This is a genomic window from Cryobacterium sp. TMT4-31, assembly GCF_004403385.1.
Lineage (GTDB): Bacteria > Actinomycetota > Actinomycetes > Actinomycetales > Microbacteriaceae > Cryobacterium > Cryobacterium zongtaii.
In genome coordinates this window covers 1-23,778 of record NZ_SOGI01000047.1, presented here as the reverse complement: position 1 = coordinate 23,778, position 23,778 = coordinate 1, and the positions used below count along the sequence as shown (strand labels likewise).

Annotated in this window: 19 protein-coding genes and 2 rRNA genes; all 21 read right to left on the bottom strand. The window is 68.3% G+C overall.

Features of this window, described 5'->3' with window-relative positions:
• Positions 1–198: 198 nt before the first annotated feature.
• Entirely contained in the window at positions 199–1,809 is a 1,611-nt protein-coding gene (locus E3T19_RS11385; protein WP_134408843.1) for a chitinase, read from the bottom strand.
• The gene (locus E3T19_RS11380; RefSeq protein WP_134408842.1) at positions 1,806–4,130 is read right to left on the bottom strand and encodes a glycosyltransferase family 2 protein; all 2,325 of its coding nucleotides are present in this window, start codon (positions 4,128–4,130) and stop codon (positions 1,806–1,808) included. The genes E3T19_RS11385 and E3T19_RS11380 overlap by 4 nt, the downstream gene beginning before the upstream one ends.
• Before the next feature lie 631 nt (positions 4,131–4,761).
• Complete coding sequence (gene der / locus E3T19_RS11375) at positions 4,762–6,282, bottom strand: ribosome biogenesis GTPase Der (RefSeq protein WP_088455769.1); 1,521 nt, start codon at positions 6,280–6,282, stop codon at positions 4,762–4,764.
• Entirely contained in the window at positions 6,275–6,961 is a 687-nt protein-coding gene (gene cmk, locus E3T19_RS11370; RefSeq protein WP_134408841.1) for a (d)CMP kinase, read from the bottom strand. The genes der and cmk overlap by 8 nt, the downstream gene beginning before the upstream one ends.
• A 4-nt stretch (positions 6,962–6,965) precedes the next feature.
• Positions 6,966–8,048, bottom strand: coding sequence for a prephenate dehydrogenase (locus E3T19_RS11365; RefSeq protein WP_241980190.1), 1,083 nt, complete (start codon positions 8,046–8,048; stop codon positions 6,966–6,968).
• A 49-nt stretch (positions 8,049–8,097) separates the two neighbouring features.
• A complete protein-coding gene (locus E3T19_RS11360; RefSeq protein ID WP_103478981.1) occupies positions 8,098–8,916 on the bottom strand; it encodes a pseudouridine synthase in 819 nt (272 codons plus the stop codon).
• Positions 8,913–9,548, bottom strand: coding sequence for an SMC-Scp complex subunit ScpB (locus E3T19_RS11355; protein ID WP_088455766.1), 636 nt, complete (start codon positions 9,546–9,548; stop codon positions 8,913–8,915). Before E3T19_RS11355 ends, E3T19_RS11360 begins: the two co-directional genes overlap by 4 nt.
• Positions 9,538–10,341, bottom strand: a complete 804-nt coding sequence (locus E3T19_RS11350; RefSeq protein WP_240632484.1) for a ScpA family protein — start codon at positions 10,339–10,341, stop codon at positions 9,538–9,540. Before E3T19_RS11350 ends, E3T19_RS11355 begins: the two co-directional genes overlap by 11 nt.
• Positions 10,342–10,426: 85 nt before the next feature.
• The gene (locus E3T19_RS11345; RefSeq protein WP_088455765.1) at positions 10,427–11,314 is read right to left on the bottom strand and encodes a ParA family protein; all 888 of its coding nucleotides are present in this window, start codon (positions 11,312–11,314) and stop codon (positions 10,427–10,429) included.
• Between the two features lie 108 nt (positions 11,315–11,422).
• Positions 11,423–12,658, bottom strand: a complete 1,236-nt coding sequence (locus E3T19_RS11340) for a low temperature requirement protein A (RefSeq protein WP_198418785.1) — start codon at positions 12,656–12,658, stop codon at positions 11,423–11,425.
• Positions 12,659–12,725: 67 nt separating this feature from the next.
• Positions 12,726–13,643 (bottom strand): site-specific tyrosine recombinase XerD, encoded by a 918-nt coding sequence (xerD, locus tag E3T19_RS11335; protein WP_241980188.1) that lies wholly within the window; start codon positions 13,641–13,643, stop codon positions 12,726–12,728.
• Positions 13,640–14,314 (bottom strand): NUDIX hydrolase, encoded by a 675-nt coding sequence (locus tag E3T19_RS11330; protein WP_134408840.1) that lies wholly within the window; start codon positions 14,312–14,314, stop codon positions 13,640–13,642. Before E3T19_RS11330 ends, xerD begins: the two co-directional genes overlap by 4 nt.
• Positions 14,307–15,962, bottom strand: a complete 1,656-nt coding sequence (locus E3T19_RS11325; protein WP_174776715.1) for a CTP synthase — start codon at positions 15,960–15,962, stop codon at positions 14,307–14,309. Before E3T19_RS11325 ends, E3T19_RS11330 begins: the two co-directional genes overlap by 8 nt.
• Positions 15,963–16,012: 50 nt before the next feature.
• Positions 16,013–17,734 carry a DNA repair protein RecN gene (recN, locus tag E3T19_RS11320; protein ID WP_134408839.1) on the bottom strand — a complete coding sequence of 574 codons (1,722 nt, stop codon included), beginning with the start codon at positions 17,732–17,734 and terminating at the stop codon, positions 16,013–16,015.
• Between the two features lie 9 nt (positions 17,735–17,743).
• The gene (locus tag E3T19_RS11315; RefSeq protein ID WP_088455761.1) at positions 17,744–18,664 is read right to left on the bottom strand and encodes an NAD kinase; all 921 of its coding nucleotides are present in this window, start codon (positions 18,662–18,664) and stop codon (positions 17,744–17,746) included.
• Positions 18,665–18,669: 5 nt separating this feature from the next.
• The gene (locus tag E3T19_RS11310; RefSeq protein ID WP_241980186.1) at positions 18,670–19,617 is read right to left on the bottom strand and encodes a TlyA family RNA methyltransferase; all 948 of its coding nucleotides are present in this window, start codon (positions 19,615–19,617) and stop codon (positions 18,670–18,672) included.
• Positions 19,614–19,880 (bottom strand): hypothetical protein, encoded by a 267-nt coding sequence (locus E3T19_RS11305; RefSeq protein ID WP_134408838.1) that lies wholly within the window; start codon positions 19,878–19,880, stop codon positions 19,614–19,616. Before E3T19_RS11305 ends, E3T19_RS11310 begins: the two co-directional genes overlap by 4 nt.
• Positions 19,881–19,890: 10 nt before the next feature.
• A complete protein-coding gene (locus E3T19_RS11300) occupies positions 19,891–20,973 on the bottom strand; it encodes an HAD-IIA family hydrolase (protein ID WP_134408837.1) in 1,083 nt (360 codons plus the stop codon).
• The gene (locus E3T19_RS19185) at positions 20,909–23,044 is read right to left on the bottom strand and encodes a primosomal protein (protein ID WP_174776713.1); all 2,136 of its coding nucleotides are present in this window, start codon (positions 23,042–23,044) and stop codon (positions 20,909–20,911) included. Before E3T19_RS19185 ends, E3T19_RS11300 begins: the two co-directional genes overlap by 65 nt.
• 103 nt (positions 23,045–23,147) lie before the next feature.
• Positions 23,148–23,264, bottom strand: a 5S ribosomal RNA gene (gene rrf / locus E3T19_RS11290).
• A gap of 236 nt (positions 23,265–23,500) precedes the next feature.
• A 5S ribosomal RNA gene (rrf, locus tag E3T19_RS11285) occupies positions 23,501–23,617 on the bottom strand.
• Positions 23,618–23,778 lie beyond the last annotated feature (161 nt).

Sequence of the window (23,778 nt, the reverse complement as noted above, 5' to 3'; positions counted from 1 at the left end):
ACAGTGAGAGAACTAGACAGCTCCACTCTCGACCGGAGGTCCTCACCCGTCTACAGCTGAATCACACCTCGACCAACGTCCCTGGGCAGCACAGCTAGCTCCTCCGCGCGCAAGCGCTGACGTGGGAATGCCCGGGGCGGTGCCCTAACCACCGCCCCGGGCATATCTATGTTTGGGCCTCCCCCGCCCAAAAACCTGTTAGGAGAGAGCTTCGAGGAGCTTCTGCACCTCGGCGTCGGGCAGCACGGACCACGGTGAACCGTCCGGGTCCGCGGCCGCGGCATCCGGGCTCTCGCCCTGATTCCACCATTTACTCTCGTAGGGAACCCCGTCGAAGAGGATCAGGGCGCTCTTCTCGTAGATGGCGGTGCCGTCCCAGGTGGGGTAGGTGCCGGCGGGCAGGGTGGGCTTGGGGATCGGGGTCTCCCCCGGCATCACCGGGCCGATCAGCACCCATGGTGTCTCCCACTCGTTGAGCACCGGGTTGTCGGGCAGGTCACCGCGCGTCCACCACTTGGTCTGGTAGACGTTCTTGTGCCAAACCACCTTGGTGCCCTCGAGGTAGGAGGATTCCTCCGCCCAGATCGAGTACGGGCTGGTGTCAGGGTCGTCGACGATCGACTCGATCTCCTTGGCCTCGTCGGTGGTCACCGACGCCGCCGCGTGAACGGGGCGGCCGGTGAAGCCCTTGCCCAGCACGTCCACGAACTTCTCATCGCCCTGATCGATGCCGCTGCAGGAGTCCGACACCCGGGTGAGGTCGGCGTAGTTCGATCCGCAGGTGGTGTCCCGGTTGAGGGACCACAACGACATCCGGCCGATCTTCTGTTCCCGCGCGAACGTGTTCACGGCACGGGCGTCGTCGAGGTCGAAGACCTCGTCGGGCACGTCGTTCTGGCCGGCCATGGGCGTCATGCCGATCTTCGACCACACCGTGGCATCCGTCAGCTGGGTGCCGGCCCGGCTGTACAGGGTGCCGATCTGCCGGTGCGCGGCCGTGACGGCGCGAATGGATGCCTCGGCCATGGTCTCGTCGGCGTCCTTGCTGCTGCCGTAGTCCATGGTCATCAGGTTCACCCCGGCCAGGTCCACCTTGGCGTCGAGCATGGCGGTGACCGCGTCGGTGCCGTCTTCGGTGAGACCGAAGGTGCCCACGGGCAGGGTCAGCCACACCGCAAGGTCCTCACCGTCGGCGCGGCGGTCGGCCTGCAGGTCGGCGAGGGCGGTGGCCCGGCGTTTGGCCGCCGCACTGTCGGTGAGGTTGTCCCCCTCGAGATCGAGGTCGATGGTGGTCACGTCGTACCGGTCGAGCACCGCGGCGTAGGCGGCGGTGAGCTTCTCGGTGTCGGTGCAGCCGGTGCCGAGTTCGGTGTTGAGCAGGCCGCCGAAGGAGACGATGACCTGACCGTCGAGCTGGGTCACCCGGGCCAGCCGGCGGTCGAGGTCCAGCTCGTCCGCAGCCTCATCCAGGGTGTAATAGGTGCCCCAGCTGGGCGTGCAGGGCTCCTCGGCGTCAGCAACGATGAATGAGAGCACCACGTCGCTGCCGGCCCGGTCGGCCGACGCCTCGAAGTCGTAGGTGGGGGTGGCGGTCACGTCGACGTAGCCGGCGAACCAGGGGTCGTAGGCCTCGGCGGCCTGCGCCGAACCCCACCACTGCCAGCCGAGGTAACCGCCGCTGGACAACGCCACGACGAGCACCACACCGAGGAAGACCCGCACCACCGAGAGGCGCCGACGCGGCTTGGCGACCGCGGTGACGGTCTCGGGGGCGGTGGGCGCTGATGCGCCGGGTTCTACGGCGCTCATTTGAGTGCTCCCTGCTTGGTGCTCTTTGAGCCGGGCTGGTTCACGAACGGTCCGGTGATCACTTCCACGTCGCTGGGCAGCTCGCCCACTGCGTGGCCGTGATAGATCACCGCGCGCCAGTCCAGGACGGGCTCCAGCGGTTGAGGCGCCTCGACGGCGACACTGCGGCGGGGGGCGCGTTCGACGAACATCCACTGGGTCAAGCCGAGCCAGACATCCACGATCGAGTTCCACAGACCGATGTAGGCAGCAATCGCGAAGACGGCCAGCAGGGCATTGAACCCGGCGAACAAGGCGTTGCCCCAGTTCCCTTGCGACACATCGCGCCACAGGGTGAGCGCGGAGAACGCGACGATCACGTACGGCACCACCACGAACAGCAGCGGCGCGGCCGTGCGGTTGCGCACCTTGGGGGTGCGGGCGAACGGGATCTTCTTGCTGGTCACGGCCTGCTGCATCGACTTGAGCACCCCGGCGAGGTTCACCGGCAGCAGGATCAGGTTGAAGCCGTAGATGCGCAGGATGTCGCTGAACTTGTAGCCGCAGGACCGCAGGTCGCTGCCCATCGCGAGGAAGTACGGCACGGCGGCGAGCACAACGACGGGGCTGAGCAGCCGGCTGTCGTAGGGGTAGGCGAGCAGGAAGATCAGGCCGAAGCTGGCCCAGGCGATGCTGGCCATGTAGTTCACCCGCAGCGCCAGTTCGATCACGCTGATCGGGTGGCCCTGGCGGCGGCGCTCACGCAGCTGGCGCCAGAGCTTGGGCAGGATCAGCAGCCCACCGTTGGCCCAGCGGCGACGCTGCACGATGAGCGAACCGAAGTCGGGCGGGGTGGCGCTGTAGCTGAGTCGCTCGGGGTAGTTCGTCAGCGACCAGCCGTGGGTGCCCAGGTCGATGCTGGACTCGGTGTCCTCGATCACGGTGCGGTCCTGCACGTAGCGGCGCACCTCGAAGCCGCCCACGGTTTCCACCTCGACGATGTCTTCCAAGGCCACCTTGCGGATCACGGCGTTCGCCCCCACCCAGAAGGTGGCGCCGTAGTGCGACAGGCCCTGGTGCAGAATGTGCTGGATGTCGGTGGTGGCGCCGGCGAGCCGCTCGATGCGGGTGGGGGCGCCGCGGAACGACGAGTACGGCGTCTGGGTGACGGCGACTCTGGCGTTGTCGGGCTGTTCGAGGAAGTAGACCAGGCGCAGACAGTAGTCGCGCAGCAGCAGCGAGTCGGCGTCGAGGGTGAGCAGATACTCGGAGTCGCGCACCACATAGTCGGCTGGTGCATCGTCGGCGACCGGGCGCAGGATGGTGCCGTCCGGCCCCTCCTCGCGCTGGAACCGGCGACCCATCAGACCGATGTACGCGTTGAGGTTCATCGCCTTGTTGGCCTCGTGCGACAGCGACGAGAACAGTTTGCGCTCGAAGGTGTCCAGCTCGGCGGAGAAGGTCCAGAGCAACCGGCGGTGCAGCTCCAGCATCCGGGCGGCGCTGGGGGCGGTGCCCTCCCGCGCGGCCGCGGTCAGCGCTGCGCCGGTGAGGGAGAGTTCCGCGGCAAGGCCACCGAGCACCTGCTCCACGAAGAAGGTGTCGACGTGGTCATCGATGGTCTCGGCGGAGGCCATCGCCTGCAGCCAGCGGGCAGCCCACTGGTAGCTGTCGGCGAGGCGCTGCACGGCCCGTTGGGTGGGCTGCTGGTCGTCAGCGAGTTCGATCTCGCAGATCAACAGCTCTTCGGCGAACCGGTTCTTCGGTACCGCCAGGGCCAGTTCGATGTCCCGGGCTATGCTGCGGGAGGACCGCAGCTGGGCGGCGACGGCCGGGTCGGTCGGGTGCGGCGGGTCGTCAAGCAACAGCACGATGCGCAGGTCGGGATACTCCTGCAACGCGGCCGACCACAGAGTTGCCCGCACCACGCCGTGTTCCTCGCTGTAGGAAGGCACCAGCACGGTGAGTGAACCCTGGTGGTTGGCGAAGTGTCCGTCGAGTTCGGCACGGGGTACCCGCACGTGGTCGCGGAACCGTTGAAGTGCACCCTGCCGGGCTACCAGGTACAGCAGCGCGGAGAAGGTGAGGAAGGTCACCACGATCACGTAGGAGACGGCCTCGGTGGTGAACCGGAAGCTCTCGGCGCCGTTGTTGAGGAACTGACGCAGGATTGTGTAGATGACGTACGCGAGCCAGGCCAGCACAGTGCTGATGATGGCGAGTCGACCCCAGATGATTTTGGCGTCGCTGGGGATGTCGTGAACGGTGGGAAGGGGCTGGGTGCTGCGTTCGGCGCCGAGTTGGCGTTTGCGGGCAGGCGAAGCTAGGGACTTCGAGGGCACAGTGAATTCATCCTTGGAATAGGGCCAGGGATCTCGCTGGATCAGCGGTCGAGAGTTCGGGTTCTCGTTTAGACCAGGTCGCAACGAAATGCAGGGACACGGAAATGTCGGAAGGGCTACGTGGTGCGCCCAGCGCCGCTCTAGGAAGCGGACGGCTGAGGGGGAAGAGGAAGCTGGAGCGGCCGCGAGCTGGCGAGCGTTCCGCGGGTTTCGGGGCCGGCGGATGCTGCGGATGATGCGGTCGAACCTGGGCGTGAGCTCGATGTACTGAGGAATGTCGAAGTGGAGCACTCCGGTGTGGATCACGGGCCGGGTGAGGCTCGTTGATTGGGCGGTGCCGGTGGAACCGGGTGGGTTCTGCCAGCAGTTAGAACATAAGACAATGTCACCGGCGCGGGAAACCCCCTCGTTTGGGGGTACCTTCAACCTCAGCTTGCGGGTTCAGGTTTCCGTTTCCGCACCAGCGCTGGGATCGGGTCGCTAGGGTTGCGTTGTCCTTAGGCGGCCCTTGAGCAAAGCTTGCGCCAACCGTGCGGCGTGATTCCGCGGGCACACACGAAAAAGCCGCGTGCCGGCATCCGAAGATGCGGCACACGGCCTGATCGAACCTGCCGGATAGCCGGCGGTCGGGTTAGCGCTTGCGCTTCTCGCGCACCCGCATGCTGATGTTGATCGGGCTGCCGGCGAAGCCGTAGACCTCACGCAGACGACGCTGGATGAACCGGCGGTAGCCCGGGTCAAGGAACCCGGTGGTGAAGATCACGAAGGTCGGCGGGCGGCTGGAGGCCTGGGTGCCGAACAGGATGCGTGGCTGCTTGCCACTGCGCACCGGGTGCGGGTGCTCCGCGGCCAGCTCGGCGAGGAACGCGTTGAACTTGCCGGTGGCAACGCGGGTGTCCCACGACTCGAGTGCGAGCTCGAGGGCCGGAACCAGCTTCTCCATGTGACGGCCGGTCTTGGCCGAGATGTTCACGCGCGGGGCCCAGGCCACGTGGGCCAGGTCCTGCTCGATCTCACGCTCCAGGTAGCGGCGACGGTCGTCGTCGATCTGGTCCCACTTGTTGAACGCGAGTACCAGCGCACGGCCGGACTCGAGAACCAAGTCGATGACGCGCACGTCCTGCTCGCTGATGACCTCGGTGACGTCGATGAGCACCACGGCCACCTCGGCCTTTTCCAGGGCCGCGCTGGTGCGCAGTGACGCGTAGAAGTCGGCGCCCTGAGAGAGGTGCACGCGACGACGGATGCCGGCGGTGTCGACGAAACGCCAGACCTTGCCGCCGAGCTCAACCTGCTCGTCGACCGGGTCGCGGGTGGTGCCGGCCAGCGCGTTGACAACAACACGCTCTTCGCCGACGACCTTGTTCAGCAGGCTGGACTTGCCCACGTTCGGGCGTCCCAGGATCGCGACGCGGCGCGGGCCGCCCACTTCCTGCTTGGCGACGTTGGAGATCTCGGGGAGCTTCTCGAGGATCGCGTCGAGCAGGTCGGCAACGCCGCGGCCGTGCAGCGCGGAGACCGGCCAGGGCTGGCCGAGGCCGAGCGCCCACAGGCTGGCCGCTTCGGGCTCCTGACGGATGTCGTCGACCTTGTTGGCGATGAGGAAGACCGGCTTGCCGCTGCGACGCAGCAGCTTGACGACGGCCTCGTCGGTGGAGGTCGGGCCCACGTTGGAGTCCACGACGAACATGACGACGTCGCACAGCTCGATGGCCAGTTCGGCCTGCATGGCCACGGACGCGTCGATGCCCTTGGCGTCGGGCTCCCAGCCGCCGGTGTCGACGAGGCTGAAGCGGCGTTCGTGCCATTCACCCTTGTAGGTGACCCGGTCGCGGGTCACGCCGGGGGTGTCCTCCACGACGGCCTCGCGGCGGCCGAGGATGCGGTTCACGAGCGCGGACTTGCCCACGTTGGGGCGGCCGACGATCGCGATGACCGGCAGGGCCGGCAGGTACTGGATCGCGTCGGGGTCATCGGAGACCGAGTCGAGAACGTCGAAGTCCTCGTCGTCAAGGTCGTATTCGTTCAGGCCGGTGCGCAGCGCGGTGGCGCGCTGAGTGATCAGGGCGTCGTCCTCGTCGAGGTCGGTCAGGCGCGATGCGATTTCCGGGTCGAGTTCGGGGATCGTCGTGTCGTCGAATTGATTAGTCATGCGAGTTCCTCGCGGTATTGATGACCTCTACAACCGCGTCAATGGTCTGGTCGAAGTCGAGATGGGTGGAGTCGACGGTGGTCACACCGTCTGCGGCGCTCATGAATTCCACTACCTGGGAGTCGGCGCGATCCCTCGATCGCAGCTGTTCCGCCACGGTGTGGGCCGATTGGGTTGATATTTCCGCAGAGCGCCTAGCCATTCTAGCCTCTTCGGTTGCTGTGAGTAGAATGCGGACCTCGGCCTCGGGTGCGACGACTGTGGTGATGTCGCGACCTTCGACCACCACGCCGGGCTGCGGAACCGCCCGGGCGATGCGGCGGAACAGCTCGGTCAGGTGGCTGCGCACCGCGGGGACCCGGGCGATTGCGCTGACCGCGGCCGAGATCTGCGGTTCACGGATGGCGTCGGTGACGTCGGTCTCCCCCACCCGCACGAAATAGGCATCCGGTTCGGTGCCGATCGTGTAGTCGAAGCTGGGCAGCAGTGCGCTGACCGCGGCGGAGTTCTGCGGGTCAACCTCCTGGTCGATGACCAACCAGGCCAGCGCCCGGTAGGCGGCGCCGGTGTCGAGGTAGCCGTAACCGAGCTTGCGGGCCACGGCCCGGCTCACGCTGGACTTGCCGCTGCCGGCCGGCCCGTCGATCGCAACGAACAGGGGGTAGGAGTGCTTACTCAAATGTCTAACCGACAATCCGCCAGCCGCGGGCGGCCAGCTCAGTGGTGAGGCGGCTGACCGCCTCGGGGAGGATGCTGATCTCGGCGAGCCCGATCTGGGCTCCCGGGGAGTGTTCGAGGCGCAGGTCCTCGAGGTTGACGCCGGCCTCGCCGATTTCGTTGAACAGGCGGGCGAGCTGGCCGGGGGTGTCGTCGACCATCACGGTGAGGCTGGCGTAACGGCGGTCCTGGCCGTGCTTGCCGGGCAGCCGGGCCACGCCGGTGTTGCCGCCGGCGATCTCCTCGGCCACCTGACGGCGGGCGCCGGGGGCGGATGGGTCGGCGAGGGCGCCGATGAACCGGTCCAGGTCGTCGCGCAGCGCGAGCAGGATCTCGCGTACCGGCGCGGGGTTGGCACCGAGGATCTGCACCCACAGTTCCGGGTCGCTCGCGGCGACGCGGGTGACGTCGCGCAGGCCCTGCCCGGCGAGGTTCAGCGCGGAGGCGGGAGCATCGGTGAGGCGGCGGGCCATCAGGGTGGCCACCACCTGGGGCACGTGCGAGACCAGGGCGACACCCTTGTCGTGCTCTTCCGGGGTCATCTCCACCAGGGTGGCGCCGAGGTCGAGGATCAGGTCGTCGATCGCGGTGGCGCGCTGGTAGCTGATGTCATCGTGCGCGGCGACCACCCAGGGCCGGCCGATGAACAGGTCGGCGCGGCCGGCGAGCGGTCCGCCGCGTTCCCGGCCGGCGAGGGGGTGCGAGCCGATGTAGCGGGACGTGTCGGCGCCGCGGGCGCGCAACTCGGTCAGCGGGGCCAGCTTGACGCTGGCCACATCCGTCACGATCGCGTCGGGGAACGCCTCGAGTTCACGGGCGACGATGTCGGCGGTCACGTCCGGCGGCACGCACACCACGATCAGCTGGGGCGCGTCGGCGGGTGTGGCAGCGCGGCCGGCGCCGTAGTCGATGGCCAGCGACAGGTTGGTCGGCGAGGCGTCGGCGAGGATCACGTCGATGCCCCGGGCGCTCAGCCCCAGGCCGATGCTGGTTCCCAGGAGACCTGCGCCGACGACACGCACCGGCCCGATCAGGCGAGACTCGACCACGTTCGGCTCCAAACTTGCGCGGGTGACAGGGTGAAACGGATGCTGCGGGCTACTTCTGCACTTCGGCGCGGGACACCGTGAGCAGCTGACCGAGTTCCACCTTAGTGAGGTCGCGCACGGCGCCGGAGCGGAGGGTGCCCAGCTGCAGCGGCCCGAACTGGCGGCGCACCAGGTCCACGACGGGGTGGCCGACGGCGTCCATCATCCGGCGCACGATGCGGTTGCGGCCGGAGTGCAGGGTCAGCTCCACCAGGGTGAAGCCGTCGCCGGGAGGGCTGGTGAGGATGCGGGCCTTGTCGGCGGCGATGGGGCCGTCCTCCAGTTCGATGCCGCTCTGCAGCTTGCCGATGGTCTGCGCCGAGACGCGGCCCTCGACCTTGGCGATGTAGGTCTTGGCGACGCCGAAGGAGGGGTGCGCGAGAACGTGGGCAAGGTCGCCGTCGTTGGTGAGGATCAGCAGGCCGCTGGTGGCGGCGTCGAGGCGGCCCACGTTGAAGAGGCGCTCCTCGTACCCTTGCGTGAACTGGCGGAGGTCCGGCCGGCCGCTCTCATCCTGCATGGAGGAGACCACGCCGACGGGCTTGTTCAGCATTACGTAGCGGCGGCTGGTGTCCAGCTGCACGGCGACGTTGTCCACGGCGATCTTGTCGGTCTCGGGGTGCACGCGGCGTCCGAGTTCGGTGACGACCTTGCCGTTGACCCGCACCCGACCGGAGCTGATCATTTCTTCGCTGACCCGGCGGGAGGCGACGCCCGCGGCGGAGAGCACCTTCTGCAGGCGGATGCCGTCGGCGGCGGCCTCGGGGTTGGTGGCGAAGTCCGGGTTGGTGCTGCTGGTGTCGGTGTAGCCGTCGTTGTGGTCGGTCATGGTAGATCCTCGAATCCGTTCGCACCGTCGGCGAGCAACGGCGAAATTAGTGGCAACTCGTCGAGCGAGTTGATTCCCAGCTGGGTGAGCAGCAGGTCGGTGGTGGCGTAATTGATCGCGCCGGTCTCGCTATCGGTGAAGGCCTCGGTGATCAATCCGCGGCCCAGGAGGGTGCGCACGACCGAGTCGACGTTAACGGCCCGAATCGAGGCTACCGCGCCGCGGCTGATCGGTTGCTTGTAAGCGATCACCGCGAGGGTCTCCAGGGCTGCCTGGGAGAGCCGGCTGGGGTTCTGGGTGAGCACAAAATCGGCCACCACCGGGTCGTGCTCCGCGCGCACGTAGATGCGCCAGCCGCCGGCCACCTCGCGCAGTTCGAAGCCGCGCCGCACGGTGCCGTCGACCCCGTCGAAGTCGGCGACCAGCCGCAGGATGGCCGCGCGTACGTCCACGAGCGGATGCGCGACCGCAGTGGCCAGGTGCACCAGGCTCTGCGGCTCATCCGCCACCATCAAAATCGCCTCGAGCCGCCGCTCAATGGCCACCGCTCCCCCGCCGCCGTTCGAGCGATTCCCGTCGGTCGAGCCTGTCGAGACCTCGTCAAGGGTCGTCACACTGGCATCAAGACTCATAATCGCCTCCAAGGTTCGCAAGATTGTCATCCGACCAGCCCTCGGCATCCCAGTGCAAACTGAGCTCGCCCAGCGGTTCGAGCTGGTCGAAGGTCAGAGCCCCGTGCCGGTACAGCTCCAGCACGGCAAGAAAACGGGCGATCACGAGCCCCTTCTCGGCGCAGTCCACGATCAGCTCCCGAAACGTCAGGCTTCGGTTGGCCCGCAACATCGCCACCACGATCGCCGCCTGCTCCCGGATGCTGACCAGCGGCGCGTGCAAATGCTCCAGCCCCACGGTCGGCAGCTCTCGCGGCGTGAGCGCCAACGCCGCCAGCGCGCCGAAATCGCCCAGCGACAACGTCCACACGAGCTCCGGCGTGGTCGTACGGTATTTCTCCTCGAGCCGCACCGAGCGCACATGGCGGGTGGCCTCGTGCTCGAGGCGTTCGAGGAACCACTCCGACGCGGTCTTGAACGCCCGGTACTGCAACAGCCGGGCGAAGAGCAGGTCGCGGGCCTCGAGCAGCGCCACGTCCTCGGCATCCACCAGTTCGCCCTGCGGCAGCAGCCCGACCAGTTTGAGGTCGAGCAGGGTGGCGGCCACGACGAGGAACTCGGTGGCCTGGTCGAGCTCCTCGGCGGCGTCGAGCCCGCGCAGGTAGGAGATGAACTCGTCGGTGACCCGGCTCAGCGAGATCTCGGTGATATCGAGTTCGTGCTTGCCGATCAACGAGAGCAGCAGGTCGAACGGTCCCTCGAAGTTCTGCAGAGCCACCGAGAAGCCGGGCGCGGGTGTACCGGCGTCGCCGATGGACTCGAGCGTGCCGGTGCCGGCCGTGCGGGTGTGGGTCGTGGCGGTGGTCGCCGCGACGCGGGCCGAAGCGGCCGAGGTGCGCTTAGGCGACCGCGCCACGCTGGATCAGTTCCCGCGCCGCCTGCTTGTAGGCCTTGGCGGCGGCGTGTTCCGGAGCGAACTCGGTGATCGGCACCCCCGCGACACTGGCATCCGGGAATTTGACCGTACGGCCGATGACGGTGTCGAGCACCCGGTCGCCGAACGCGTCAACGACCCGTTCGAGTACCTCGCGCGAGTGCAGGGTGCGGGAGTCGTACATGGTGGCCAGGATGCCGTCGAGTTCGATGGCCGGGTTGAGCCGGTCGCGCACCTTGTCGATGGTTTCGATGAGCAGCGCCACCCCGCGCAGGGCGAAGAACTCGCACTCCAGCGGGATCAGCACGCCGTGGCTGGCGGTGAGGGCGTTGACGGTGAGGATGCCCAGCGACGGCTGGCAGTCGATGAGGATCACGTCGTAATCGTTGGAGACCTTGCGCAGCACCCGGGCGAGAATCTGCTCGCGGGCGACCTCGTTGACGAGGTGCACCTCCGCGGCGGAGAGGTCGATGTTGGCCGGGATGATGTCCAGACCCACGACGGAGGTCTGCTGGATGGCTTCCTTGGGATCCTTGGAGCCGCTCAGGAGCAGGTCGTAGATGGTGGTGACGTCGTGCGTGGGCACGCCGAGACCGGCCGACAGGGCGCCCTGCGGGTCGAAGTCGATGGCGAGCACCCGGCGGCCGTAGCCGGCCAGTGCCGCTCCCAGGTTGATGGTGGTCGTCGTCTTGCCGACGCCGCCCTTCTGGTTGCACAGCGAGACGATGCGCGCCGGGCCGTGGCTTTTCAGCGGGGCGGGCTCATCGAACACCTGCAGCGGGCGACCGGTTGCACCGGTGGGTGGTTCCTCGAGTCCGGGAAGCTGCGTCCGGCTATCCGTTCTACGCGCCACTGGGCTGTCCTCGATCCGTCATGCAGTTCACTTGGTTGATTCTACCGAGCCGAGAGGCCCAGCCCGGCCAGATTCCCCGGTGTGCCGCCAGCTGCCTCGCCGGCTGAGTCAGCCGGCCTTCTTGTCGTCGGTGCCCCGGCGCACCCGCACCACGGTCTCCCAGCCAGCCACGATCACGAGCACCCCGGTGGTCACCGAGCCCAGCTGCAGTGGGGTGAGCTCGAAGGCCGCGCCGAACGCAACCAGCAGCGCCCCGAGGCCCACCAGGTACGACACGAGCAGCTCCCGCGCCACGACGAGCCGGAACAGCAGCATCCCCAGCACGTAGAGCGCCGGCCCTCCCACCAGGACCACCGCGGTGGACAGGGTCATCTCCGCGTGCGGATGCGTGAGCACTTCTTTGTCGGCCACCGAGGTGAGCACGATGCCGGCGATGATCACGGCGTGCACGTAGGTGTACGCGAGCCGGGCGATGCGACCGGGCTCCGCGGCGGCGGCGATGGCCTTGGCGCCGGCGCGTTCGCTGTGGTCGAAGTACAGCCACCACATCGCCACGGTCGCACCGAACGCGAGCAGCATGCCCAGGATGCTCGCCGCCGAAGATTCCTTCGCGACGAACGCGAATCCGGTGACCAGCAGCGATTCGCCCAGGGCGATGATCACGAACAGGGCGCTGCGCTCGGCGATGTGCGGGCCGGAGAGGTTCCACTGGTCGATGCCGGACGCGCCGAGTCCCGGCACCCGGAAGCCGACCCCGGCGGAGAGGTACTCGATGGCCAGGGCGATCAGCCAGAGCGGCAGCCGATATTGCAACGGCAGCAGCGCCCCGACGATCCAGAACACGCTCGAGAGAGCCAGCCAGATCAGGATCCGCACGAAGGTGCGGCGCAGCTCGGCGTCGTGCCGGGCCACGGCGAGCACCATGAAGGCCGTGCGGCCCAGTTGCAGCACCGAGTAGGCCAGCGCGAAGACGATGCCGCGGTCGCCGAACGACTCGTAGATCGAGACGCTCACCACGAACCCCACCAGCGACAGGCCCAGCACCACGCCGCGCACGGGCAGCTTGGCCGGGTCGAGCCAGTTGGTCACCCAGGTCGTGTAGACCCACACCCACCAGAGCGCGAGCACCAGCATCGCCGACTCGAGGGCACCCTCCCAGGACTGGTTCTCGTAGAGGTAGCGGGAGAGCTGGGTGAGCGCGAAGACGAAGATCAGGTCGAAGAACAGCTCGACGTAGGTGACCCGGTCGGAGCTGGTGGAGTCCTCGGGCCGCAGCAGATTGCGGCGGATGCCGAAGCGGCCGGCCGGCGTCGGTGCGGGCGGTGGTGTTGAGGTACGGGTCACTCCCCCATTGTGGCCGCCCTTGCCTGCGAAACACACACACACACAGGTCACCGGCGGGCGGCGCGGGTCAGCGGGCGCGGGGGTGCGCCGTGGTGTACACGTCGCGGAGGGTGTCGATGGTGACGAGGGTGTAGATCTGGGTGGTGGCCACCGACGAGTGACCGAGCAGTTCCTGCACCACGCGCACGTCGGCGCCGCCGGAGAGCAGGTGGGTGGCGAACGAGTGCCGCAGCGTGTGCGGCGACACCTCGATGCCCAGCTGGGCGCGTTCCGCGGCGGCCCGGATGATCAACCAGGCGTTCTGCCGGCTCACCCGATGCCCCCGCACGCCGAGGAACAGCGCCGGGGTGGACTTACCCCGCCCCGACAACACCGGTCGGGCCCGCACCAGGTACGCGTCCACGGCGGCCCGGGCGAAGCTGCCGACGGGCACGATGCGCTGCCGGTTGCCCTTGCCGGTGAGCCGCACCACGTCTTCCTCGAGCATGTCGTCCACGTTGAGGTTGACCACCTCGGACACCCGCGCCCCGGTGGCGTAGAGCAGTTCGAGCAGCGCCTTGTCGCGCAGCTGCTGCAGTTCCTCCCCGTCGGTCGCGGCCAGCAGCGCGTTCACCTGCTCGATCGAGATGGCCTTGGGCAGCCGCAGGCCGAGCTTGGGCGGTTTGGTCTCGTGCGCCACGTCCACGTCCACCAGCGATTCCTCGAGCAGGAACCGGTGGAAGCCGCGCACGGTGCTCAGGATCCGCGCGACGGAGGCCGCGGTCAGCGGCGATTCGGTGCGACTGCCCAGGTGCTGCACGAACGCGCTCACCTGCGGCCCGGTCACGGCGCGCAGATCGGTGATCTCGGCATCCGTGAGCCAGCCGGCGTAGATCACCAGGTCGCGCCGGTAGGCGGCGACGGTGTTGGCGCTCAGCCCGCGTTCAATCGAGACATGCCGCAAGTACGAGTGCACGGCCGGCTCGATGAGCGCGGGGCCGGTCACACCGTGTGGTCCCAGTTGTTCGGATGCCGCGGCCAAGGCAGGTCGGCCGGCGCCAACGACGCCCAGCCGCGGGAGCGGGAGGCGGCGGCAGCCAGCACACCGACAACAAGCGACGGGTTCTGCACCCGGCGGGCCAGCGCGGCGTCAACGGCGTCGTCCAGGGACACCCAGCGGGTGACCATGTCGGCTTCCTCGTCGGTGCGGTCGAAGGCCTCGGTGGCCGGCGACAGGCCGCGGGCCAGGTAGATGCGGATCACTTCGTTGCTGCCGCCCGGGGACGTGTAGAACTCGGTGAGCACATTCCACTCGGATGCGACGACGTCGGTCTCCTCGGCCAGCTCGCGCTGGGCGCCGATAAGAGCGTGTTCGCCGTCGACGTCGAGCAGCCCGGCGGGCAGCTCCCACTCCCGCATCCGCACCGGGTGCCGGTACTGCTGGATCAGCAGCACCCGGTCCTGGTCGTCGAGGGCGAGAATCGCGACCGCACCGGGGTGGTCGACGTACTCACGCACGATCTCGGCGCCGTTGTAGTCGAACGCGTCCTGGCGGATGTTCCACACGTGACCGTCGAACCGCACCGCACTGGAGGTCAGCGCGGTCGGTGCCGGCTCATCCTCGATGCGGGGCAGCAACGCGTCGGCTTCGGCGCGGGCGGCGAGGGTCTCAGGCATCTTCCTTGACCTCGAACAGGCGGCTGGCCTGCTGGCGGTCCAGGGCCGCACCGATCAGGCCGACGAACAGCGGGTGCGCGTGGCTGGGGCGTGAGCGCAGTTCGGGGTGGGCCTGGGTGCCCACGTAGAACGGGTGCTCGGCGCGGGGCAGCTCCACGTACTCGACGAGGTGGCCGTCGGGCGAGGTGCCGGAGAACCACAGGCCGGCCTCGGCGATCTGGGCGCGGTAGTTGTTGTTCACCTCGTAGCGGTGACGGTGACGCTCGGACGCGACCGGGGCGCCGTAGAGCTCGGCAACGATGGACCCGTCGGCGAGGTTGGCCGGGTACAGGCCGAGGCGCATGGTGCCGCCCAGGTCGCCGCCGGCGATGATCTCGACCTGCTCTTCCATTGTCGCGATCACGGGGAACTCGGTCTCGGGCTCGAACTCGCTCGACGAGGCGCCGTCGAGGCCGGCCTTGTTGCGGGCGTATTCGATGACCATGCACTGCAGGCCCAGGCACAGGCCGAGCACGGGGATGGCGTTCTCGCGGGCGAACTTGAGGGCGCCGAGCTTGCCCTCGATGCCGCGCACGCCGAAGCCGCCGGGCACGCAGATGCCGTCGAGCTCGGCGAGCATCGCCGCGGCGCCTTCGGGCGTCTCGCAGGTGTCCGAAGCGATCCACTCGAGCTTGACCTTGGTCTGCTGGGCGAAACCGCCGGCGCGCAGCGCCTCGGTCACCGACAGGTACGCGTCGGGCAGGTCGATGTACTTGCCGACCAGGCCGATGGTGACCTCGTGCTTGGGCTCGCGCACGGCGTCGAGCACGCGCTGCCAGGCGGTCCAGTCCACGTCCTTGACCGGCAGGCTCAGGGCGTCGGTGATGTACTTGTCCAGACCCTGCTCGTGCAGCACGGCGGGAATCTCGTAGATGCTGGGCACGTCGACGCAGTTGACGACAGCGTCTTCTTCGACGTCGCACATCAGCGCGATCTTGCGCTTGTTGGATTCGGAGACGGGGCGGTCGCTGCGCAGCACCAGGGCATCCGGCTGGATACCGAGAGAGCGGAGCGCTGCGACGGAGTGCTGGGTGGGCTTGGTCTTCTGCTCACCGGAGGCGGCCATGAACGGCACCAGCGACACGTGCACGAAGAAGACGTTCTTGCGGCCCAGCTCGTGGCGCACCTGGCGGGCGGCCTCGATGAAGGGCTGCGACTCGATGTCGCCGACGGTGCCGCCGACCTCGGTGATGATGACGTCGGGGCGCGGCTCGTCGCTGGCCTGCAGGCGCATCCGTCGCTTGATCTCGTCGGTGATGTGCGGGATGACCTGGACGGTGTCGCCGAGGTACTCGCCGCGGCGTTCGCGGGCGATGACCTGTGAGTAGACCTGACCGGTGGTGACGTTCGCCGCCTGGGTGAGGTTGATGTCGAGGAAGCGCTCGTAGTGGCCGATGTCGAGGTCGGTCTCCGAGCCGTCGTCGGTGACGAAGACTTCACCGTGCTGGAACGGGTTCATCGTGCCCGGGTCGACGTTGAGGTAGGGGTCCAGCTTCTGCATGACGACGCGTACGCCGCGAGCAGTCAGGAGGTTGCCGAGGCTTGCCGCCGTCAGGCCTTTACCCAATGAAGAAACGACACCACCGGTCACAAAAATGTGCTTCGTAATGCCGTCTGAATTGTCCGCGTTTGTAATGTTCACCACGGGCTTCGATCCTATCACCTAGCTGGGGCCTCTCCGTTGGAGCGAGTTGAGTGGGCAAGTTCAATGAGCTCGCGAGCGTGCTCGAGGCCGCTGGCGGAGTCGGGCAGTCCGGAGAGCAGCCGGGCCATCTCGGCGGCCCTGTCGTCGCCGGTGAGCTGGCGTACGCTGCTCGCGGTGACCGAGCCATGGCTGTCCTTGACGACGCTGAGGTGGTTGCCGGCGAACGCCGCCACCTGGGCGAGGTGGGTGACCACGATCACCTGGGCGGTTTCTGCGAGTCGGGCGAGTCGCCGGCCGATCTCGATCGCGGCCGCGCCGCCCACTCCGGCGTCGACCTCGTCGAAGACGAAGGTGGGCACAGGGTCGGTGGCGTTGATGACGACCTCGATGGCCAGCATCACCCGCGACAGCTCGCCCCCGGATGCGCCACGCGCCAGTGCCCGCGGCTCGGCGCCCGCGTGGGGCTGCAACATGATGCGCACCAGGTCGTGGCCGGTCACCGAGACCTCGTCCAGCCGGTCGATCTCCACCACCAGGCGGGCGTCCGGCATGGCTAGCGCGGCCAGTTCGGTTGTCACGGCGGCGCCGAGCGCGGCGGCCGCGGTGACGCGGATGCCGGTGAGCGCCTCGGCGAGCCGCTGCACGAGGTCGCGGTCGGCGGTCGTGTCCGCGCGCAGGGCGTCGATCCGGTCGGAGTCGCTGTCGAGCTCGAGCAGGCGACTGCTGCCGGTGTCGAGAAAGTCGATGGCCTCGTCGAGGCCGCCGACGAACTTGCGCGAGAGTACGCTCAGCTCGGCGCGGCGCTCCTGCACCACCTCGAGTTCCCTGGCGCCGTCGGCGTCCAGGCCGGCGAGGTAGCTGGAGAGTTGTGCGGCGATGTCGGCGACGATGAAGCCGGCGTTGGCGAGGGCCTCGGCCAGCGGCGGCAGCACCGGGTCGTGTGCGGCGGCCCGGTCCAGCTGGCGGCGGGCGGATTCGAGCAGGGCGACGACATCGGGCGTGTCGTCGGTGGATTCCTCGGCCGAGAGCAGTTCGCGAGACGAGGCGGCGGCCAGCCGGAGTTCTTCGAGGTTACCGAGCCGTTCGGCGCGGCCGGCGAGTTCGTCGTCTTCGCCGCGCTGCGGGGCGGCGAGCTCGATCTCGGCGATCCGCAGGCGCAGGTCTTCGGCTTCTCGGGCCCGGCGGTCCTGCTCGGCGATGAGCAGGTCGAGTTCGGCTTGGTTGGCGTGCCAGCGGTGGTAGACGTGCTGGAAGGCCATGAGGGCCTCGGTGAGTTCGGGGCCGGCGAACCGGTCCAGCGCCCCGCGCTGCGCGGAGGTGGACCGCAGGCGCACCTGGTCGGACTGGCCGTGCACGACGACGAGGTCACCGCCGAGGTCGCCGAGCACCCCGGCGGGGGCGCTGCGGCCGCCGACGACGGCGCGGCTGCGGCCTTCGGCCGACACCGAACGGCTGAGCAGCAGCTCGGGGCCGTCGAGGTCTCCTCCGGCGTCCCGCACCCGCTGGGCGACGGGCCCGTCGGGGGCGATCAGCCAGCGGCCCTCCACCCAGCTCTGCGGTTGGCCGGCGCGCACGGTGCCCGGGTCGGCGCGCTCGCCCAGCAGCAGGCCGAGCGCGGTGACGACCATGGTCTTGCCCGCGCCGGTCTCGCCGGTGATGGCGGTGAAGCCGGGGCCGAGCGGCAGGGTGGCTTCCTTGATCACGCCGAGGTCGCGGATGACGAGTTCTTCGATCATGCGGTCACCTCACTCACGTCCGACCGGGCCCCGCCAGCCCGTGATGGGCAGGTTGAACTTGTTCACCAATCGGTCGGTGAACGGGCCGCTGTGCAGCCGGGCGAGACGTACCGGAACCGGTGAGCGTCGCACGACCACCCGGGCGCCGGGCGGCAGATCATGCACGCGACGGCCATCGGCGCAGAGCACCGCGGTGCTGTCGCCGCGGGCGAGGATCTCCACGGCGAGGGAGGAGTCCGGTCCGACGACGAGGGGGCGGGCGAACAGGGCATGGGCGCTCAACGGCACGAGCAGCAGGGCGTCCAGGCTCGGCCAGACGATCGGTCCCCCGGCGGAGAACGAGTAGGCGGTCGACCCGGTGGGGGTGGACAGCACCACGCCGTCGCAGCCGAAGGCGGACAGCGGGCGGCCGTCGACCTCGATGATGACCTCGATCATCCGCTGCCTGCTGGCCTTTTCGACGGTGGCCTCGTTGAGCGCCCAGGTTTCGTAGACCACCTCATGGTCCACCTTCACCCTCACCGAGAGCGTCATGCGCTCCTCCACGAGGTAGTCGCGCAGCAGGGCGCGACGCACGGCCTCGCCGAGGTCGTCGCGTTCGCTTTCGGCCAGGAATCCCACGTGGCCCAGGTTGATGCCCAGCAGCGGCGCGGAGCAGCCGCGCACGATCTCGGCGGCGCGCAGGATGGTGCCGTCGCCGCCGAGCACGATCACGAGTTCCAGGTCGGTGGCCTGCACGGTCTCGCCGAGCACGGCGGTGCTGCCGTTCAGTTGCGGGCAGGACGCCAGCAGGTCGGCGCGTTCCTCGGCGGCCAGCACCGGTACGGCGCCGGCGGCGATCAGCTGTTCGCAGACGGTGGCCGCGGCTTCGAGGGAGTCCTGACGGCCGGTGTGGGCGACGACGAGGATGTGTCGTGGCGTTGCGGTCATGCGCGTCACGCTCCCACCAGGATGGATATCCGATCGATCCATTCTGTCGGATTAGTTCCGGTTCCACGTCTCAGCCACACGAGATACTCGTGGTTGCCTGCGGCCCCGGCGATCGGCGACGCGATCAGGCCGTTCACGCCGAGCCCCAGGTCCCAGGCGGCCCAGAGCACACCGGCGACGGCGTCGGCGCGAAGTCCGGCGTTGTGCACGACACCCTCCCGGATGCCGCCGCGACCGACCTCGAATTGGGGTTTGATCAGCAGCACGAAGTCGGCACCCTCGGTTGCGGTGGCGACCAGGGCCGGCAGGACCGTGGTGAGGGAGATGAACGAGAGGTCGCCGACGACGAGGTCGGGTTGCTCGGTGATGCCGGAGGCTCCCGCGATGGACTCCGCGGTGGCGTAGCGCAGGTTGAAGCCCTCGACGAGCGTCACCCGCTGGTCGGCCTTGATGGTCGGCGACAGCTGGCCGTGGCCCACGTCGACGGCGATGATCCGGGCGATGTCGCGTTCGAGCAGCACCTGGCTGAAGCCGCCGGTGGAGGCACCGGCATCCATCGCGGTGCGGCCGGCGACCGGTAGATCGAACGCGTCGAGCGCGGCAACGAGCTTGTGCGCTCCGCGGCTCACGTAGTGGTCGGTGGGGGCCACGGCGATGACCTGGCTCTCGCGCACCTTGGCGGATGCCTTGACGACAGGGCTGCCGTCCACGGTGACCAGGCCCTCGGTGATGAGCCGGGCGGCGACGGTGCGCGATCGCACCAAGCTCCGTTCGAACAGCGCCGAATCCAGGCGCTGCTCCCCCGTGGGTGAAACCGTGGGTTCAGCGGCGGACGCCGGTGGCGTGCTGATCGGCACGCTGGTGGGCTGTGGCGCCGACCGTCTCGGCTCCGGCGCGTCCTCGTGCTGGGTCCCCATCTCGGGGTCTGGCTCTGGCGTGCTGGAGGTGGTCATTCGGCCTTCGATCGGGGCACGTCGCCACCTTCGAGGTGGTCGCGCAGACTGTCGTGCAGCTGGAGATACGCCGCGGCCCGGTCCTCGAGCGGCAGCGCCTCGGTGGCCGTGATGCGGGCCTCGAGGTCACCGTCCAGCACGGGCGGGGCGGGTGCGTCGTCGGTAGGCGCGGGCGCTGGTGCAGACGGCGTCGGGCGCGGCCCCGGGCGACCCGGGGTCGGCGCACTGGGCGGCCCGGCCGCATCTACTCCGTCTGCACTCACGCCTCCTAGGCTACCGTCCGAGATAGAGGCTCTCCGGAACGTTGAGGCCGTAGATCGGTCGGCCGGACGCCCAGATCACGGCGCAGGCGGCCCGCAACAGGTTGATTCCGTCGTCGCCGACGGCCATGATCTCCACGTCGGCGCCGTGGATGCGCACGCTGGCGCCGTCGACCGTGGCCTGGGACTTGTCCTTGGAGAAGACCGTCACGGGGTAGGGCTCGTGCAGCTGGCGCAGGTCCTCGAGGATGAACGTCGGACGCTCCGTGGGGCCGGCCGCCAGAGCCTGCTTGGCCTTGTCGATGCCGGTGAGCACGAGCACCGACGGCATCCCAGCGCGGTTGGCGCCGAGAATGTCGGTGTCGAGCCGGTCGCCGATGAACAGCGGGGCGGTGGCATCGAAGCGTTTGATGGCCTCGAGGAAGATCGGGATCTCCGGCTTGCCGGCCACGAGCGGCAGACGCCCGACCGCGGTGTGCACCGCGGAGACCAGGGTGCCGTTGCCCGGGGCGATGCCGCGGGCCTGCGGAATGGTCCAGTCGGTATTCGTCGCGATCCACGGAATGCCCGGGTAGTCGCCGTCCAGGGTCACGCCGGCGTTCAGCGCAAAGCTGGCCTCGGCCAGCTGGGTCCAGCCCACGTCAGGAGCGAAGCCCTGCACCACGGCGGCCGGGGAATCCTCGGCGGACCGGGTCACCTCGAAGCCGTGCTTCTGCAGTTCGTCGACGAGACCGTCGCCGCCCACCACCAGGATCCGCGATCCGGCCGGCACCTGCTCCACGAGCAGCCGCATGGCTGCCTGGGGCGAGGTGACGACGTCGGACGGCGCCACGGTGAGACCGAGGTCGGTCAGGTGGCCGGCCACGGATGCATCCGTGCGTGATGCGTTGTTGGTGATGTAGCCCACCCGGATGCTTTCAGCGGCCTTGTTGAGGCCGTCGATCGCGTACGGGATGGCGTGTGGGCCGGCGTAGACGACACCGTCGAGGTCGGCCAGGACCACGTCGATGCCGGCCAGGGGTGTGGCCGGCTCAGTCAACGGGCGTCGTTTCAGGATCTTCGTCCACACCCTTGGCGTCGTCGTGTGATTCGTCATCGGATGAAGCAGCGTCCTCGGTGTCAGTTTCGGTGTCAGAGATGGTGATGGTGTCGTCGGCGGTCTCGAGCTCGTCGGGCGTGTCGGCGTTGTCCTGATCGGACTCGTCCTCATCCTGGTCGGCGTCCTCGTCCTCGTCCTCGTCTTCATCGAATTCTTCGTCGAGTTCGACGATCTCGATGGTCTCGTCGACGTCGCCGTTCAGAGCGGCGTCCGCGCGGGAGGCACGTTCGTTCCAGACGTCGGCCTCGTCGGTGCGGCCGAGTTCTTCGAGAACCTCGGCGTAGGCGGCGAACAGCTCCGAGCTGTAGGAGAACGCGGTCTTGGGGTCGAGCTGGGCGATTTCGAGCTCGCTCAGCGCGGCCTCGGTCTCCCCCAGGTCGAGACGGGCGCCGGACATGGCGATGGCCAGGGCCACCTGAACGCCGGCGGGCAGGGTGGAGCGGTCCACCGAACGGCCCAGCTCCAGGGCGCGGTCGGGGCGGCCTACGCCGCGTTCGCTGTCCACCATCAGCGGCAGCTGGGCGTTGGAGCCCGAGATACGGCGGTAGGTGCGGAGTTCCCGCAACGCCAGGGCGAAGTCGCCGGTGGCGTAGGCCGTGATGGCCAGGCTCTCGCGCACCACGGCGATGCGGCCGGCGCGACGCGCGGCGCTCATGACGTGGCGGTGCGCCAGCTCCGGGTCTTCCTCGATGACCCGGGCGGCCATGGCCAGGTGACGGCCCACGGCTTCCGCGTTGTCCTTGGTGAGGGTCTTGAGCTCATTGCGGGCGATGCGGTCGAGGTCCTCGGACGTGATGTCGTCGGGCAGCTCGGGGTCGTCGTGACGCGGGCGCACCGAACGCAGCTCGCGCTGCATGCGCTGCTCTTCGGTCATCTCCTCTTCGACGACGCGGGCGTCGCGGTCACCGCGGGCGGGGGCGCCTTCGCGGGTCCACAGTTTCTTGCCGGAGTCGCGGGGAGCTCCGGCGCGGGTCGGCGAGCCGCCGCGGGCACTGTCCTTCAGCCACGGCTTGTTCTCGGTATCGCGCTGGGGACGGTCGGAGTTGCCCTTGTACGCGGGGCGGTCGCTGTTGCCCTTGTACGCGGGACGGTCTCCGTCACGCTGCGGACGGTCGGAGTTGCCCTTGTACGCGGGGCGGTCGCTGTTGCCCTTGTACGCGGGACGGTCACCGTCGCGCTGCGGACGGTCGCTGTTGCCCTTGTACGCGGGACGATCGCTGTTGCCCTTGTACGCGGGACGGTCGCCATCACGCTGCGGACGGTCGGAGTTGCCCTTATATGCCGGACGGTCCGAGTTGTACGCGGGACGATCGCTGTTGCCGCGGTAGGGAGGACGGTCACCATCGCGCTGCGGGCGGTCCGAGTTGCCCTTGTACGCCGGACGGTCCGAGTTATATGCCGGGCGGTCGCTGTTGCCGCGGTAGGGAGGACGGTCACCATCGCGCTGCGGGCGGTCGGAATTGCCCTTGTATGCCGGACGGTCGCTGTTGCCCCGGTACGGAGGACGGTCGCCGTCGCGCTGCGGACGGTCGGAGTTGCCCTGGTACGCCGGGCGGTCGCTGTTCCCGCGGTAGGGAGGGCGGTCGCCGTCGCGCTGCGGACGGTCAGAGTTGTAGGAAGGACGATCGCTGTTGCCCTTGTACGCGGGACGGTCGGAGTTGCCACGGTAGGGAGGACGGTCACCATCGCGCTGGGGACGGTCCGAGTTGCCCTGGTACGCCGGGCGATCGCTGTTCCCGCGGTAGGGCGGGCGGTCGCCATCGCGCTGCGGACGGTCGGAGTTACCCCGGTACGGTGCACGCTCCCCGCCCTGCGGACGGTCGGAGTTGCCACGGTACGGAGGGCGATCGCCATCACGCTGGGGACGGTCATTTCCGCCGGTGTTGCCACGGTACGGCGGACGGTCTCCGTCGCGCTGCGGGCGGTCGGAATTGCCGCGGTACGGCGGGCGGGCGCCGTCCTGGTTGGGTCGGTCCGACCCTCCGCGACCACCCTGGTAGCCGCCGGTGCGACGATCGCCGCTCCCGTTGTCGCGTGCGTCGTTCCCGTTGCGTTCCGTGGGGGTCACTGTTTATCTCCTGTAGGTGTGGCTATACGTACCGGACTACTTCTCCAGCGTACGTTAACGGCAAAATGGCCACCCGAATGGGTGGCCATTTTGACTAAGTTAAGTCCGGCGGTGTCCTACTCTCCCACAGGGTCCCCCCTGCAGTACCATCGGCGCAAAGAGTCTTAGCTTCCGGGTTCGGAATGTGACCGGGCGTTTCCCTCTTGCTATGGCCGCCGAAACAATGTGCGATGCCCGCACCTAGGTGCCGGCCATCAAGTCGTTTCGAACCATCAAGCTTCGATTGCTCTAGTCTACAGGACATCACGGCTGGCCGCCTCCGCGAGCCGTGAGTTAGGCACCGAAAACTCGCGCATCCTGGTGCTTTTCTCACAGTTCGCGGAACCGGGCTAGGTGGGGGTTAAACGCAGAAAAGCCACCCCGGTGGGGTGGCTTTTCTGTGTGTTTCTAAGTTAAGTCCGGCGGTGTCCTACTCTCCCACAGGGTCCCCCCTGCAGTACCATCGGCGCAAAGAGTCTTAGCTTCCGGGTTCGGAATGTGACCGGGCGTTTCCCTCTTGCTATAGCCGCCGAAACACCTGGTGATGGTGAATCGAATCTATATTTTTTAGTTATAGAGCCCTCCGTGGAGGGCGTTTGTTCTCGACCGTACATCGAGAACCACATAGTGGACGCATAGCAGCTTATTCAAACTGAGTGTTATCAAATTATCGGCTTATTAGTACCGGTCAGCTC

Bases quoted from the DNA above. Each gene is read 5' to 3' on its own strand.
- recN (WP_134408839.1), bottom strand. From the start codon at position 17,734: ATGATCGAAGAACTCGTCATCCGCGACCTCGGCGTGATCAAGGAAGCC.
- E3T19_RS11315 (WP_088455761.1), bottom strand. From the start codon at position 18,664: ATGACCGCAACGCCACGACACATCCTCGTCGTCGCCCACACCGGCCGT.
- E3T19_RS11355 (WP_088455766.1), bottom strand. From the start codon at position 9,548: ATGAGTCTTGATGCCAGTGTGACGACCCTTGACGAGGTCTCGACAGGC.
- E3T19_RS11310 (WP_241980186.1), bottom strand. From the start codon at position 19,617: ATGACCACCTCCAGCACGCCAGAGCCAGACCCCGAGATGGGGACCCAG.
- E3T19_RS11385 (WP_134408843.1), bottom strand. From the start codon at position 1,809: ATGAGCGCCGTAGAACCCGGCGCATCAGCGCCCACCGCCCCCGAGACC.
- E3T19_RS11300 (WP_134408837.1), bottom strand. From the start codon at position 20,973: ATGACGAATCACACGACGACGCCAAGGGTGTGGACGAAGATCCTGAAA.
- der (WP_088455769.1), bottom strand. From the start codon at position 6,282: ATGACTAATCAATTCGACGACACGACGATCCCCGAACTCGACCCGGAA.
- E3T19_RS11360 (WP_103478981.1), bottom strand. From the start codon at position 8,916: ATGACCGACCACAACGACGGCTACACCGACACCAGCAGCACCAACCCG.
- E3T19_RS11330 (WP_134408840.1), bottom strand. From the start codon at position 14,314: ATGCCTGAGACCCTCGCCGCCCGCGCCGAAGCCGACGCGTTGCTGCCC.